At 53.7% G+C, this 15053-nt stretch carries 17 protein-coding genes; 7 read left to right on the top strand and 10 right to left on the bottom strand.

What is annotated here, in order from left to right; translation table 11 throughout:
* Positions 1–4: 4 nt before the first annotated feature.
* The 9 genes from AC4IE8_RS06840 to AC4IE8_RS06800 all read right to left on the bottom strand — a co-directional run bounded on the left by AC4IE8_RS06840 (position 5) and on the right by AC4IE8_RS06800 (position 7352).
* Positions 5–2002 carry a heme lyase CcmF/NrfE family subunit gene (locus tag AC4IE8_RS06840; RefSeq protein ID WP_068995388.1) on the bottom strand — a complete coding sequence of 666 codons (1998 nt, stop codon included), beginning with the start codon at positions 2000–2002 and terminating at the stop codon, positions 5–7.
* Positions 1999–2466, bottom strand: a complete 468-nt coding sequence (gene ccmE, locus AC4IE8_RS06835; RefSeq protein WP_068995390.1) for a cytochrome c maturation protein CcmE — start codon at positions 2464–2466, stop codon at positions 1999–2001. Before ccmE ends, AC4IE8_RS06840 begins: the two co-directional genes overlap by 4 nt.
* Complete coding sequence (gene ccmD, locus AC4IE8_RS06830; RefSeq protein WP_068995391.1) at positions 2450–2629, bottom strand: heme exporter protein CcmD; 180 nt, start codon at positions 2627–2629, stop codon at positions 2450–2452. The genes ccmE and ccmD overlap by 17 nt, the downstream gene beginning before the upstream one ends.
* Positions 2626–3372, bottom strand: coding sequence for a heme ABC transporter permease (locus AC4IE8_RS06825; protein WP_068995392.1), 747 nt, complete (start codon positions 3370–3372; stop codon positions 2626–2628). The genes ccmD and AC4IE8_RS06825 overlap by 4 nt, the downstream gene beginning before the upstream one ends.
* Before the next feature lies 1 nt (position 3373).
* Complete coding sequence (gene ccmB / locus AC4IE8_RS06820) at positions 3374–4057, bottom strand: heme exporter protein CcmB (protein WP_068995393.1); 684 nt, start codon at positions 4055–4057, stop codon at positions 3374–3376.
* Entirely contained in the window at positions 4054–4749 is a 696-nt protein-coding gene (gene ccmA / locus AC4IE8_RS06815) for a cytochrome c biogenesis heme-transporting ATPase CcmA (RefSeq protein WP_490790637.1), read from the bottom strand. Before ccmA ends, ccmB begins: the two co-directional genes overlap by 4 nt.
* A gap of 576 nt (positions 4750–5325) precedes the next feature.
* A complete protein-coding gene (locus AC4IE8_RS06810) occupies positions 5326–5643 on the bottom strand; it encodes a non-heme iron oxygenase ferredoxin subunit (protein ID WP_490790636.1) in 318 nt (105 codons plus the stop codon).
* A gap of 13 nt (positions 5644–5656) precedes the next feature.
* Positions 5657–6760 carry an anthranilate phosphoribosyltransferase gene (locus AC4IE8_RS06805; RefSeq protein ID WP_068995396.1) on the bottom strand — a complete coding sequence of 368 codons (1104 nt, stop codon included), beginning with the start codon at positions 6758–6760 and terminating at the stop codon, positions 5657–5659.
* Positions 6761–7058: 298 nt separating this feature from the next.
* Positions 7059–7352, bottom strand: coding sequence for a hypothetical protein (locus AC4IE8_RS06800; RefSeq protein WP_068995397.1), 294 nt, complete (start codon positions 7350–7352; stop codon positions 7059–7061).
* Positions 7353–7570: 218 nt separating this feature from the next.
* Here AC4IE8_RS06800 and AC4IE8_RS06795 point away from each other — a divergent pair, with 218 nt between their 5' ends.
* Positions 7571–8818: a lipoprotein-releasing ABC transporter permease subunit gene (locus AC4IE8_RS06795; protein ID WP_068995398.1), complete on the top strand. Its 1248-nt coding sequence runs from the start codon at positions 7571–7573 to the stop codon at positions 8816–8818.
* Positions 8811–9497, top strand: a complete 687-nt coding sequence (lolD, locus tag AC4IE8_RS06790) for a lipoprotein-releasing ABC transporter ATP-binding protein LolD (protein ID WP_068995399.1) — start codon at positions 8811–8813, stop codon at positions 9495–9497. The genes AC4IE8_RS06795 and lolD overlap by 8 nt, the downstream gene beginning before the upstream one ends.
* 34 nt (positions 9498–9531) lie before the next feature.
* On the opposite strand, the gene AC4IE8_RS06785 is transcribed toward lolD, so the two are convergent.
* Complete coding sequence (locus AC4IE8_RS06785) at positions 9532–10065, bottom strand: DUF2062 domain-containing protein (protein WP_068995401.1); 534 nt, start codon at positions 10063–10065, stop codon at positions 9532–9534.
* 303 nt (positions 10066–10368) lie between these two features.
* On the opposite strand from AC4IE8_RS06785, the gene AC4IE8_RS06780 reads away from it, so the two are divergent.
* The 5 genes from AC4IE8_RS06780 to AC4IE8_RS06760 all read left to right on the top strand — a co-directional run bounded on the left by AC4IE8_RS06780 (position 10369) and on the right by AC4IE8_RS06760 (position 15048).
* Positions 10369–12687, top strand: a complete 2319-nt coding sequence (locus AC4IE8_RS06780; protein ID WP_490790635.1) for a DNA internalization-related competence protein ComEC/Rec2 — start codon at positions 10369–10371, stop codon at positions 12685–12687.
* A gap of 153 nt (positions 12688–12840) precedes the next feature.
* Positions 12841–13452: a MotA/TolQ/ExbB proton channel family protein gene (locus tag AC4IE8_RS06775; protein WP_068995403.1), complete on the top strand. Its 612-nt coding sequence runs from the start codon at positions 12841–12843 to the stop codon at positions 13450–13452.
* A gap of 1 nt (position 13453) precedes the next feature.
* On the top strand, positions 13454–13873 hold the full coding sequence (locus tag AC4IE8_RS06770) for an ExbD/TolR family protein (RefSeq protein WP_068995405.1): 420 nt from the start codon (positions 13454–13456) through the stop codon (positions 13871–13873).
* Between the two features lie 13 nt (positions 13874–13886).
* Positions 13887–14867, top strand: a complete 981-nt coding sequence (lpxK, locus tag AC4IE8_RS06765; protein WP_490790634.1) for a tetraacyldisaccharide 4'-kinase — start codon at positions 13887–13889, stop codon at positions 14865–14867.
* Positions 14860–15048, top strand: a complete 189-nt coding sequence (locus AC4IE8_RS06760; protein WP_068995408.1) for a Trm112 family protein — start codon at positions 14860–14862, stop codon at positions 15046–15048. The genes lpxK and AC4IE8_RS06760 overlap by 8 nt, the downstream gene beginning before the upstream one ends.
* The last annotated feature ends 5 nt before the right edge of the window (positions 15049–15053 follow it).

The following is a 15053-nucleotide window of genomic DNA, read 5'->3' as shown; positions in this document are numbered from 1 at the left end:
AGAATTAACTCCCTGAAGTAGCCGCAGCGGCGGCGGCGTTGTTTACCATCTCTGGCGAGCGTACTTTGGCGGTTCGGTAGCGTCGGTCGGTGACAGCCAAGATGCCGCCCAGACCCATCAGCACACCACCCAGCCAGATCCAGCGCACATAGGGTTTGTAGTAGAGACGCAGACTCCAGTCACCACCACCCAACGGCTCACCCAGTGAGACATAGAGGTCACGGGTGAAACCCCAGTCGATGGAGGCTTCCGTCATCGGACGTGTCTGTACGAAATAGGTCCGTTTTTCCGGCTCCAGAGTAATGAACGGCTCACCGTCGAGGGAAACCTGGAAACTGCCCCGATGGGCGTTGTAGTTCGGGCCGGGAACCCGCTTTACACCATCAAAGCGGAACTCGTAGCCGGCAATCTCACTCACATCGCCGGGACTCATGCGGACATCATTCTCTTCACCGAAATTGGATACCATGGTGACGCCAACGATAAACATGGCGACTCCAAAGTGGGCCAGAATCATGCCGTAGTAGCTACGACCACCGGTTTTGAAATCCTGCCAGAAACCATTAAAGCCCTTCTTGTTTTTCAGTCGATCCCTGACGTTGACAATGTGAGAGGTGGTCACCCACAGGGCCAGTCCCATACCCAGACCAACCAGCCAGTTACCACCGGAGAACATGGGCAGCAGACTGACCAGTCCAAACGCTACGCTGACGACAAACGCGACCTTCAGCTGTTTGATCAGCAGGGAAGGTTCAGCATGCTTCCATCGGGATAGGGAGCCGATACCCATCAGCAGTGCCAGGAAGGGTGTGGTCAGCAGAAACATCTTGTTGAACCAGGGGAAACCCACCGAGATCTTGCCCAGTTCCAGTGCGTCGTAAATCAGCGGCGCAAGCGTACCCAGAAGCACCAGTGCGGCAAATACCGAGAACAGCAGATTGTTACCCAGCAGAAAGGTCTCACGGGAGATCAGATCAAATCTTCCACCGCTGGTGATATAGGGGGCGCGCCAGGTGTAGAGCAGCAGAGAGCCACCGATGACAATCAACAGGAATATCAGGATAAACACACCGCGGGCCGGATCCGAGGCAAACGAGTGCACGGATGTCAGCACCCCGGAACGTACCAGAAAGGTGCCGAGCAGACTCAGGGAGAAGGCAGAGATCGCCAGCAACACCGTCCAGCTTTTGAAGGCGCCCCGCTTTTCAGTCACAGCCAGGGAGTGGATCAATGCCGTACCGACCAGCCAGGGCATGAAGGAGGCATTTTCCACCGGATCCCAAAACCACCAGCCACCCCAGCCAAGCTCGTAATAGGCCCACCAGCTGCCGAGTACGATGCCCAGTGTCAAAAATACCCAGGCGATGGTTGTCCAAGGTCGAGACCAGCGGGCCCAGGAGGCATCCAGTCGACCGCCGAGTAGAGCGGCGATGGCAAACGCGAAGGCGACGGAAAAGCCCACATAGCCCATATAGAGCATCGGTGGGTGAATCGCCAAACCAGGGTCCTGCAACATGGGGTTGAGTTCACCGCCCTCCAGGGGAACGGGGAAGGTTCTGTCAAAAGGGTTGGAAGTGAGCAGCATGAAGAGCATGAAGCCGATGCTCACCATGCCCATTACCGAGAGTACCCGGGAGACCATCTCCAGCGGCAGATTGCGACTGAAAGCGGCGATCGCCACACTCCAGGCGGCGAGCAGAAAGGCCCATAGCAACAGGGATCCCTCATGGGCACCCCACACAGCGGATATCTTGTAGATATCCGGTAATTTGGTGTTACCGTGCTGCGCCACATAGACGACAGAAAAGTCGTTGCTGAGGAAGGCGTTGGTCAGAATCAGCAGTGAAATGGTCAGAAAGAGAAACTGCCCCCAGGCAAGACTTCTGGAAGCGGCCATCCAGGCGTTATTCCGGGTATAGGAGCCGACCAAAGGCACGATCGCCTGGGTGACCGCCAGGCAAAGTGCGAGAATTAAGGCGAAGTGACCGAGTTCAGGGATCATTGTATGCTGGCCTGGGGCTGAGGATTGGCGACTGCCTCGTCATGGGCGGTTTTCAGAGATTCGGCGACCTCCGGAGGCATGTAGTTCTCATCATGTTTGGCCAGTACTTCGCTGGCGATGAAGATGCCGTTCTGGTTGAGTTGGCCCATGGCGACGATACCCTGACCTTCACGAAACAGGTCGGGAAGAATGCCGGTATACTCAACCGTTACCGCCTCGGCGTTATCGGTCACCGAGAAAGCGGTGGTCAGACCGTCCGGCTTGCGCTTGACACTGTCGTTCTGGACCAGACCGCCAATGCGGAACGGATGTGCCTCCGGTGCCTTGCCTTCCACCACTTCGGAGGGTGAAAAGAAGAACATCAGATTCTCATCGAAGGCATTCAGTGCCAGCCAGGTGGCAACACCGATACCGGCTACCATAAGACCGATCAGGGTGAGTCTTTTCTTACGTATGGGATTCATTTTGTACTTTCCTGGCCCGACGTATTTTACGGGCGATATCAGTTAAGGCGCGCTTACGTTGACGTAGAGGTGCCACCACGTTGGCAACCAGCACAATGAACGCCAGGATAAAAGAGGGCCAGACATAGACTGCGTAGCCACCCATTGCGAAAAACTCGCTCATTTCGCCTCCTGTTCAACCAATTCCTGAACCCAGCGACTGTTTCTTTCCCGTTCGACAATTTCTGCGCGCGCGCGCATTAAGACCACAGCGCCATAGTAAAGTTTAAATGAGATTGCCATGGTGAGCAGCGGGATCAGCATGCTGAGATCCATGGAGGGTTTATCGAATTTCGTCACCGATGCGGGCTGGTGCAGGGTGTTCCACCACTCCACGGAATAGTGGATGATCGGTATGTTGACCACCCCGACCAAGGCGAGGATGGAAACTGCCCGGGCAGCGACCCGCTTGTCCTCAATGGCGCTGTGCAGGGCGATAATGCCGAGATAGAGAAACAGCAGGATCAGTTCCGAGGTCAAGCGAGCATCCCAGACCCACCAGGTACCCCACATGGGCTTACCCCAGAGCGAGCCGGTGGCCAGGGCGAGAAAGGTAAACGACGCTCCCACGGTGGCGCTGCTGATGACCACGATTTCCGTCATTTTGATCCGCCAGACCAGGCTGATCAGTCCGGATACCGCCATCACCACATAGATGAACATGGACATCCAGGCAGAGGGTACGTGGATGTACATGATGCGGTAGCTCTCTCCCTGCTGATAGTCGGGAGGGGCCACGAACAGGCCGTAGTAGAGGCCAAACACCAGGGTGATCAGAAAACTGACCATGAACCAGGGCACCAGTTTGCCCGCTACATTATAGAAATAGCGTGGCGAACCCATTTGATGGAAGAAACGTATGATCATATTAACTCAGACTGATTCTCAATGAGGCGGCAGTGGCCATGGGCGCCAGTACCAGGGAACCGACCAGCATCGCCCCCAGGATGGAGATCTGCGCGGTGGTCGGTATACCGATTATGGCTGTTTTGACAGCATCTGTACCAAATATCAATACAGGAACATAGAGGGGGAGCACAAGCAGAGAGAGGATGACACCGCCCCGTCTCAATCCGACCGTCAGCGCCACACCGACCGAGCCGATCAGACTGAGCACCGGAGTGCCCAGAATCAGTGTCAGCATCAGGGTGGGAATTGCGCTGCTGGGGATGTTCAGCAGCACGGCCAGCAGAGGCGCCACGATAAACAGTGGCAAGCCGGTTACCAGCCAGTGCGCAAGGATTTTTGCCAGTACCAGGACCGAGACCGGATGGGCGCTGAGCATAAACTGTTCCAGCGAGCCATCATCGAAATCGGAGCGGAACATACTGTCCAGCGACAAGAGTGAGGCGAGTAGGGCGGCAACCCAAACCACCCCAGGGCCGACTGCTTCGATTAGCTTGGGATCATTGCCGATACCCAGTGGAAACATCGCCGTCACCAGGACGAAGAAGAGCATCGGATTGACCAGTTCCGAGCGTCTCCGGTAGGCGAGCACCAGGTCCCTTTTCAGGAGCAGGCTGAAGGCGCTTGTCAGGGAGAGCGTACTCATCGTTCGGAAAGATTGATGCGTACCAGCTCGATCTCATCCTTAAAACCGATACGATGGTGGGTAGTCATAGCCGCCATGCCGCCTTTGTTGAGGTGTCCCTCGAAAAGTCGCTCCATATGTTCAATACCCTTACGGTCAAGTGATGTGAATGGCTCGTCGAGTATCCACAATTTTGCATCGGTGACCAGCAGACGGGCAATCGCGAGTCGACGCTGCTGACCCGCTGAAAGATTTCGGGTCGGTACATCTTCAAACCCGTACAAGCCGACCTGGTCCAAAGCCTCCTCTAGATCGATATCTTGCCTGGCCTTGCCCAGGCCTTTGGCGATTCGCAGATTCTCCAAAGGAGTCAGATCCTGCTTCGAGCCATCCTTATGGCCCAGATAGGCAATGTGTTCATGGAATTCAGGCCCCAACTGAAAAATATCTTCACCTTGCCAGAGCAAATCTCCGGCTTCGGGTAGGCGAATACCGCACAAAATTCGCAACAGGGAGGTTTTACCACTGCCGTTTCTACCCTCCAGGACCAGTGCCTGACCAGGATTGATGGTGAAATCGAGACCTTCGAACAGCATACGGTCATCCCGGATACAGGCCAGAGATTTGGCTTCAAAGGTCGCAACAGAGTGGCTTGAAGATGCGGTTGTCACAGATTCAGTCGTTTTATCGTTATCGTAATCTTTACAGCCCACCAACCATACCTGAATTCACTCAGGAGTCTCAACAAAAAAAGCGCTTAACCTCTTGGTTTGCCGTTTTGTTGATGAGCATGGGTTAATATTCCCAAATAGTGACCAGTGGAGGCAAGGGTTTGTTCAATATCGATCGAAAATGACGACAGAAACCTGAAACAGATCACGCTACAGATCTGCCGTAATGGCTGACTGAAGTAGAATTTTATGAGGATTTCACTATCTCAGTGATACCGGAAAGGGAAGTGGAAACAGTGTTTCCGCAAATACCTGAATTACACTCAAGAAGCTTGTGGCTTTTTGATAATCACCTGTTCCTGTTCGAAACTCTGGAGGTTGGGGGTTCTGTCAGCAATGTTGGATGTTTGCCAAAACAGTGTCATACAGAATGCAATGGCCAACATGAATAGGTATTTCACCGGATATACCCCCGGAACTCTTATTTGGTGGTGAAATTATGGAGCCTAAATACAAGGCAGATTTTTTTATGGGGGCAAATATATAGTAATTACCCTGATTCCGCTAGTGTAGGAACCTACTGATTTTTGATCTAGATCACCAAAATCGTGTGTTTAATTAAAATTTGGGCTGTATTAGGATTTGATTATCGTTGATCTTGACGGGATATGTGCCAATCGGTTCATCTGCAGGCTCTTCCAGAGGTCTCCCGGTTTTCAGGCAGAAACGGCTGCCGTGGAGTGAACATTTGATGTTGTGATCCTCGATGCAGCCGAGGTAGAGGGAGACTTCTTCGTGGCTGCATGTGTCATCTACGGCGTAGATCTTGCCGTCAACGTTCACAATCAGGTACCGATGTTGTTCAATGTCAACACGCTTCATGGTGCCAGGCGGTAGTTCAGCTGTTGCTGCAACCTTGATCCATCTCTCGGTCATCGGCTATCTCCAGTTATCTCAGGCGGTCCGCTGCCTGACCGGAATCCAGAACCTGCCGCACCTGGGCTGCTGCCTGCTCCAGGCTTGCATGGCGTCCGCTGTGCCAGAGGGTGACGGCACAGCTGTAGACCAGCGAGTCGTAAGCTGGGCCCGATTTTCCCTGCAAAGCTTCAAGTGCAGTTTCGGCCGCTATCTCGGCTGCCTGGGTGATATCGCTGATTCGGGCAACATCATCGTCATTGCGCTGGATGGCTGGATGATCCGGCAGCGGAACAGCACGCACACTCTGGTCAATCGACAGACTTGTCGGTGAGATCTCCACCGGACTCTCCTGATTCAGATTGTCGTAGCGAAAAATCATTCCTTGCTGTCTGAGAGAGGGGATCACACCACCCTCGGTACCTCTTACCAGAAGGCAGCCCTCGAATCCGGCGAAGCGTGCCAGAGAGGCGTACTTGGCCGGGTAGGGCTTGTGTACGTAGCCGGTGAGAAGATGGGTCTTCTGTGTCGCGGTGATCGGTTTGGCCAGCACTTCAACCGTGGTCAGTACCTGTCGTTTGATGATGCGTTGCCGCAGTCCGGTAAGATCATGTAGACCAGGACAGAAGGTCTTTTGATCTACATAGGCCCAGCCCAGATCCGGGTTTTCGATACGGTTTACGGCCTCATCCAGATCCATGTCCACATCGATACCGGCGGCCTGCAGGACGTGACGGTGGGTGATACCGAACTTCGGGCCGACCGCATCAAGCCCGTGGCTGACACAGGGGAGTCCACAGGCGGCAAGCACCACTGGAATCACCGGGGCAATTGGCAGGTTCCTGTTCATGCCGTCGTAGGGATCGGCCAGGGAGATCAGCTCATCGACATTGGCTGTACGGCTTTCAGAGATGTTCAGAATAGCTTCCAGGGTGCCTTTGTTTTCATCATCCGTCTCCCGTTTCATGCGCAGGGCAATCAGAAAGATGGCAGTTTGCACATCATCGATTTCACCGCGCAGAATGGCAGACATTCCCTCCCGGGCTTCATCCAGAGAGATATCTTTGCTCAATTCTGGGCCAGTGGCGATTCGCTGGATAATCGAGTGCATCAATGCCGCTGATGTTTGATTTGTCATCTGTACTACCTGGCAGACCGGATCACTGCTGTTGGATGAGAATGGGTCGAATTGGCGAGGAGTATAAAAAACTCAGTAAAATTGTCAAGAATAGCTACCGTAACAACTGTAAGGGGATTGAGTGATTATGCATTGTCAGCACGAGGTGGGTTTAGAGATTACCCAGGGGTAATTACACAAAGTTGGATGGCTGCCCGGCAATGAGAAAGCCTTGCAGGGATACCTCTGCAAGGCTTTGTTCGGGATTTTTCTCGCCTGCTGGCGTGGCTGGGGAAGAGCCGGCGCCGTAGCAGCGAACTCAGCGGTGCAACACAGAGGTCAACACGTGGTCGTATTCAAAAAATACGGAATAGCTTGGATAGTCCCAACGGGTGATCGGTGGGTCGCCAACGGGTGAATGTGTGGTGCTGGGTTGACCGAAACGCTGACTGACCTGATCCATTGTCATGCTGCGGGTTGGGCGTGGAATGCCTTCCTCACTGTTAATGGGGACAGAATTTATCGAGTCTATCAGCAGGACTTCAGCCACGGCTGAATGGGATAGCAGACAGGCACACAAAGTGATGGATAGGGCGGTAATGCGAAAACTCATCTGAGCAACTCCGAATTTGTCTCTTCATGAAGGAATATAGCACTCTTGCCTAACTATAGGAAAGCATGAGTAATTAAGCTGAAATAAAAGCGTAAAATGGATAAAACTCTGACCCAGCTAACACTATTCAGTGTCTACACAGGTTGAATTCGATCAAATGGTATTTTTTTTGCGTAGTCTATGCGGATTATTCGTACTTTATGTTTTAATGCCGAGCTATGTTTAAACCGATCGAATTTTATATCGGCCTGCGCTACACGCGTGCAAAACGGCGAAATCATTTTATCTCCTTCATCTCCGTGATCTCGATGGTAGGGATCATGCTCGGGGTTGTGGCCCTGATTGTGGTGCTCTCGGTGATGAACGGATTTCACAAGGAGATCCGCGAACGGATACTCGGTATGGCTTCCCATGCAACCATCTCCGGGGTCAATGGGGAACTGGCCGATTGGCGAAGCGTTGAATCCGAAGCGGCAAAGTTTCCCCACGTGGTCGGCAAGGCGCCCTATGTGGAGGGGCAGGGCATGCTGATCAGCGGACAGAAGGTCAGCGGGGTACTGTTGAGAGGTATCCTACCGGAGCAAGAGGGCGAGGTATCGGATGTCATCACCTCCATAACCCAGGGCACGATTGAGACCCTGAAGCCGGGCAGTTACGGCATCGTACTCGGCAGAGAGCTTGCCAATGTGCTGGGGGTTGGAATTGGCGACCGGGTGACACTGGTCACACCTCAGGTCAATGTCACGCCCGCCGGCATCATGCCGCGTCTGAAACGTCTGACCGTCAGCGCTATTTTTCAGGTCGGAATGGGGGAGTATGACCGGGGTGTGGCGATTCTGCATATCAAGGATGCAGCAAAACTGATGCGGCTGCAGGATGGGGTGACCGGAGTTCGACTGAAACTGGACGATCTCTACCTGGCGCCACAGGTTTCACGTGAGTTGGCGATGAAGATGGGTGGTTACTACCGGATCAGTGACTGGACCATGCAGCATCGCAACTTCTTCTCGGCGCTGCGTACTGAAAAACGCATGATGACCATCATTCTTTCGCTGATTGTCGCCGTGGCGGCCTTTAATATCGTTTCAACCATGGTGATGGTGGTTACCGATAAGCAGTCGGACATTGCAATTCTACGTACCCTGGGGACATCACCGGGTTCGATTATGGGTATCTTCATGGTTCAGGGTGCGACGATTGGAATCGTCGGTAATCTTTTCGGTATGTTGGGAGGGACGCTGCTCGCACACAATGTGGAAGGGATCGTCAGCTGGATCGAAAAGGCTTTGAGCGTCGATTTCCTCGATCCGAGTATCTACTACATCACCAAGCTACCTTCAGATCCCCATACCAGCGACATACTGTTGATTGGGGGTATGGCTTTTCTGATTACACTGCTGGCGACCCTCTATCCTGCCTGGAAAGCCTCCCGGACCCAGCCTGCCGAGGCGTTGCGTTATGAGTAGTGAAGATCTGGTACTTGAGGCGAATGACCTGGTTCGTACTTTTTCCCAGGGAGGACTTCATGTTGAGGTGCTGCAAGGCGTCAATCTGGAACTCTGTGCAGGCGAACGGGTAGCCATTGTCGGCTCATCCGGGTCTGGAAAAAGTACCCTGTTGCACTGTCTGGGCGGACTGGACAGCGCGGATTCAGGCCGTGTCAGGTTATGTGGCCAGGATCTGCTCGGTCTCAATGAACGGGAAAAAGGTTTGTTGCGTAACCGTAACATGGGCTTTGTCTATCAATTTCACCATCTGTTGCCGGAATTTACCGCGATGGAAAATGTGGCGATGCCGTTGATGATCGGCGGGCACGGGGTAAACCATGCCCGGGCTCGGGCGACAGAGATGCTGCAGCAGGTCGGTCTGGCGGAAAGGATGCACCATAAACCCAATGAGCTGTCAGGGGGAGAGAGGCAAAGGGCTGCCATGGCACGTGCCATGGTCCACCACCCGGCCTGTGTACTGGCGGATGAGCCAACCGGCAATCTGGATAGAAAAACAGCGGATCAGGTTTATGAACTGATGCTGCAGCTCAATCAGGAACTCAATATCAGCTTCGTCGTGGTGACCCACGATGCGGAACTTGCTCAACGCATGGACCGTACCTTGCACTTGATCGATGGCAGGCTGACAGCGGGGTAACAGGCTTATTCTCTACACTGCCCGGAGAGGGTGGTTATTCGGATAGCTTGGCCGAGGTGCTGCTATGCCGGCGGCTCTTCCATTTTTCCACCACGCGCCAGCGCCAGATCCACAGAATCAGACTGTAACCCAGAATTGCAGAAATGGTGGCGCACACCAATGAGCCCAGGATCAGGGGTATCAGGATCTCAGAGCCGACACTCTGCAGCCACTCCAGGCTGAACTGAAAGGGTTCCAGGGAGGCGGTCTCGCCGGTGATCATGATGCCGACTTGGTAGGCAAAATAGAACATCGGTGGAATGGTGATCGGATTGGTGATCCATACCAGGGCGACTGAGAGCGGCAGGTTGACCCGAAAGAAAATCGCGGCTGCGGCTGCGAGTACCATCTGAAAAGGCGCCGGGATAAATGCCATGAACAGGCCGACAGCAAAAGCGCCGGAGACCGAGTGTCGGTTGAGATGCCAGAGATTGGCATCGTGCAGCAGATCACCGAACACCTGCATGTGCTTGTGGTTACACACATGGTCGCGGTGTGGCAACAGACGCTTGATCAGTCGTTTTGGCATGTTTAAGGCAATTAAAAAACGGTCTAATTGGTTAGCGGCAAGTGCGTTCGGAACTTGCGCATCGGCATGCTACCCCATGCAATCCCGGTGGCAGCCGATCAAAAGCAGTTTCTTCCCTGAAAATCACTCAAGTTGTAACTTCTCGACAATAGTAAATCAATAGTAGTTGTCAGGACTATTGTTTTTTTACAATTCAGACAGATTATTTACTTGGTAACTTATCTAAGTGCTGGGCTAATAAGCATAGTCCACAAGCGTGCTGATATCCGATAAAGTGGACTCAGATCTCGACAAGGAGTAGTCGTGAACAGATTTCTGATCGGTTTTATCATCGGTGTGGCGCTTTTTCACCTGCTGGATCACCTGCCAGGCTTGAGATGGTTGTCCGTGGTTTTGACATTTCCATTGCTCTGGCGGTTCAAGCCTCTGCGTCCTTTGGTGGCAATGGCTGCAGGTGCCGGTTGGAGTCTGCTCAATGCCAGCCTGATTCTGCACCACCAGTTACCTCTGAAATTGGAGCGCAGTGACCTGGTTCTGGAAGGTGTGGTGGATTCACTGCCGATTACACAGGGTCTGCTATCCCGTTTTCAGATGCAGGTTACCTCGTTGCAGGACGAAAATGGCGAGTCTGTTGAACTCTCCCGGATTCAGCTCAGCTGGTTTGGTGCGACAGAAGATCTGAGTATCGGCGATGCCTGGCGCTTTAAGGTTCGCTTGATCCGCCCCAGAGGGGCACAGAATCCGTCTGGTTTCGATCATGAACAATGGTTGTTCATACAGCAGATCCAAGCCAAGGGCTATGTCAGGGATTGGGCCGGTAACAGCCAGCTTGAGTCGGACCGACTGCCCGCCTTGCTTGGTTTGTTACGACAAAGGATCGCCAAAGTCATCGATAACGTGAGCGACAAGCCTGAGGCTGCTGCCCTGCTGAAGGCGCTTGCAGTTGGTGATAAACGGGGTATGGATGGGCAAGCTTGGCAGACGTTCACCCGTACCGGGACCAACCATCTGATTGCCATATCCGGCTTGCACATTGGCCTGGTTGCCGGCTGGTGCCTGTTTACCGGTGGCTGGTTGTGGCGTCGCAGTGCCAGACTCTGCCAGCGATTGCCAGCACTCAAAGCCGGTGCCCTGTTCGCCCTGCTGGGCGCGGCGGTTTATGCTGCATTGGCCGGTTTTACCCTGCCTACCCAGCGTGCACTGATCATGTTGGTTGCTACCCTCGGGGCTCTGATTCTGGGTTATCGTATTCAATTCGGCCGAAGCCTGTTGCTCGCGCTCTTTTTGGTGGTTCTGGTGGATCCTCTGGCGATTCTGAGCCGGGGATTCTGGCTCTCATTTTCTGCCGTGGCGGTTATTTTGTGGAGTATCGGCGGTCGCCTTGCTCCCTGGCGAGACTGGCGTCAGGGCATACAGGTTCAACTCTCGGTCAGTCTGGGCCTGTTACCTCTGTTGATCCTCTTTTTCAGCCAGATTTCCCTGATCTCGCCGTTGGTGAATCTTCTCATGGTGCCCTGGTTCAGTCTGGTGCTTGTGCCGATGACTCTGATTGGTCTGCCGTTATTGGTGGTTCCCGCTGTTGCTGATCCCTGGTTCTCACTGCTGCTAACACTCTCCGATGTAACCTTACAGCTGCTGGAGTGGTGTTCACGACAGCCGTTTGCCATGACCGATCTCGCACAACAGGATCTGCTGCTGTTGTGGTTTGTTCTGGCAGGATGCCTGATACTGCTGTTGCCAGCCGGGATGCCGGGGCGTGGTTTGGGGTTGCTGCTGTGTCTCCCGATTTTGTTTGCCTCGGCGGAACGTCCAGCCCGGGGCGAGATATGGTTTACGCTACTGGATGTAGGGCAGGGGCTGGCTTGTGTGGTTGAGACCAGCAATCACCTGCTGCTCTACGATACCGGTCCAGGGCACGGGGATCGGACGGCAGCCGAGTCCGTGATCATGCCATTCCTCAGGTCCAGAGGGCATCGGAAGATCGATACGCTGATTGTCAGCAACGGTGACCGCGACCATGCCGGAGGGGTCGAATCTTTGACTCAATCGATCCCCACCATGCAGCTCCTGGCAGGTGACCCGGAAATGATTGACGGAGTCGCTGAAGCTTGTCTTGCAGGGAGTGAATGGCGCTGGGATGGGGTGCATTTTCAGATTCTGCATCCGGCTGCCAACGTTGTATATAAAGAGCGCAATAATCGCTCCTGTGTGTTGAAGATTGAGAGTGATGATTGGTCGATTCTGCTGCCGGGTGATATTGAACAGGCAGCAGAGGATGCCCTGCTGAGAGTGAACCCCCAACAGCTCCGATCGGATCTGGTTGTCGCTCCGCACCATGGCTCAAACAGCTCTTCGACGGCTGAGTTTGTGACAGCGGTCGACCCACAGTGGGTACTATTTTCAACTGGTTACAAAAACAGCTATGGTTTCCCTAAACCGGAGGTAGTTGAGCGTTGGCAGGCACAAGGTGCCAGGCTGTTGAATACTGCGGATAGTGGTGCTATCGAATTTCGTGTGGTGGCGGGTGAGGTGGAACCGAAACCACGTCTCTATCGCGAACTGAACCAGCGGTTTTGGCGGCAGGGTGATGGAGACTCGGGAAATTATCTGAGATCTGAGTAGACCTCCGCGGTGGACGCCGGGCCATTGTAGATAAGTGTGGAATCTGCCCCGCTTAGATCGCCATGCAATCTGAGCTGCAACAAGATATCCTGGTCGAGTATCATGGTCGTATCGAGAATAGTTTTCGTGAACATCACAGAAGGAAAAGGATAAGTGTTTGAACTTGTAAAGTCGGGTGGATGGTTGATGCTGCCCATTATTGCCTGTTCCATTGCGGCATTGGGGATTGTCATTGAGCGATTCTGGTCCCTGCAGCGAAAACGGGTCATGCCGGAATATCTGATGCGACAGATATTACAGCTCCACCAAGAGGAAAAACTGAATCTGGCCGACCTGGATAAGCTGAAAACCAGCTCTCCCCTTGGCCGGATACTGGCAGCCGGTCTGGTCAATCGGAATCATAGTAAGGTTGTCATGAAAGAGGCGATTGAAGAGGTTGGTCGCCAGGTGGTTCATGAACTGGAGCGATATCTCAATACGCTCGGCACAATTGCCTCCATCTCGCCCTTACTTGGTCTGCTGGGAACTGTCATCGGCATGATCAAAGTGTTCAGCGTCATTGTTACCGCGGGCGTCGGGGATCCTGGGGTCTTGGCCGGTGGTATCTCCGAAGCCTTGATCACCACCGCGGCCGGGCTCTCGGTTGCCATACCCAGTCTGATGTTCCATCGATACTTTTCCGGTCTGATTGATCAGCTGGTAATCGGCATGGAAGAGCAGGCATTGAAGATGGTGGAAGTGATACACGGGGAGAGAGAGCGCTGAAATGAATTTCAGAACCAAAGCTCAAAAATCACCTGAGGTGGATATCACACCGCTCATCGATGTGGTCTTCCTCCTGTTGATCTTTTTTATGGTGTCGACAACCTTCGAGCATGAGAGCCAGATCCTGATCGAACTGCCTGAAGCGACCGGGGAGGAGATTCAACGGGAAAAACAGCAACTCGATATCACCATCAACATAGCCGGTACCTTTTTTGTCGATCAGCGAGAAGTGGTCAATACCGAGATGGAAACCCTGAAGATGGCGATCAGTAAAGCCATTGGCGACCGGGGTAACATTCCTGTAATCATCAACGCGGATGCACGCACGCCGCATCAGTCGGTGATGACTGCGATGGATGCTGCGAGCCAGCTGGGATTGACCAAGATGACCTTTTCAGCCCACAAGCCTGCGTTGGAATGAGGTGGCCCTGGCTTTGAATCCGATTGAAGCTTCCTGGCAACGACGGCAGCCTCTCAACTATCTGCTACTGCCCCTGAGTGCCCTGTTCTGCACGATTGTCGCATTGAGGCGACGTCTCTATCGCTGGGGTTGGCTTAAAAGTCAGCGGATCAATTGCCCCGTGATCATCGTCGGCAATATTACGGTCGGTGGCACGGGTAAGACGCCTTTCGTCATCTGGTTGGTGCAGAAGCTCACGGAATGGGGCTACAGGCCGGGCATCATTACCCGAGGTTACGGGGGGCAGTCGGATACCTGGCCTCGTGAAGTGACTGAAGATACCACAGCGCAACAGGTGGGGGATGAGGCGATACTGTTGAAACGTCACGCGGAGTGTCCGGTGTTTGCCGGACCGGAGCGTCCTCTGGTTGCGCAACAACTGCTCGCAAACTATCCCTGCGATGTGATTCTCTCCGATGATGGCATGCAGCACTATGCCCTGCAGCGGGATCTTGAAATTGCGGTAGTGGACGGTAAACGTCGTTTTGGCAATGGATTCTGTCTGCCTGCCGGACCACTGCGGGAGACCCGAAAGAGACTGCAACAGGCCGATCTGGTGATCGTCAATGGCTATGCCGCTGAGGGCGAGCATGGGATGTCGGTCATCGGTGGCATGGCATGTCCGGTTGCCGGGGGAGGGTGTAAGCCCCTGACGGAATTTGCCACGACACCGATTGTAGCAATCGCTGGCATTGGCCATCCGGAACGCTTTTTTAGCATGCTTGAGTCTGCAAGTCTGAGGGTGGATCGACACCCTTTTGCCGATCATTATCAGTTTAGCCCCGAAGATCTGGCCCCATTCCATCAAAAGACAGTTCTCATGACTGAGAAAGATGCGGTAAAGTGCGAACAGTTCGCCCAGTCCAATCATTGGTATGTGCCTGCGACCGCCAGTGTGGCCATGGAATTCGAACATCAACTCAAGACGAAGGTGAAAAGGCTCTTAGATGGATAGAAAACTGCTTGATATTTTGGTTTGTCCGGTGTGTAAGGGGAAGCTCCTCTATAGGAAGAAAGAGCAGGAGCTGATCTGTCGCGCCGATCGGCTGGCCTATCCGATACGTGATGATATTCCGGTGATGCTCGAAGACGAGGCCCGGAAAATTGCCCCGGACGAAGAGCTTCCGGAAGGCTGAAGGAT

The sequence above is a fragment of the Candidatus Thiodiazotropha sp. AKAK2 genome, from assembly GCF_058244685.1.
The sequence above is the reverse complement of the archived record's forward strand: the minus strand, read 5'-3'. Positions and strand labels throughout refer to the sequence as shown.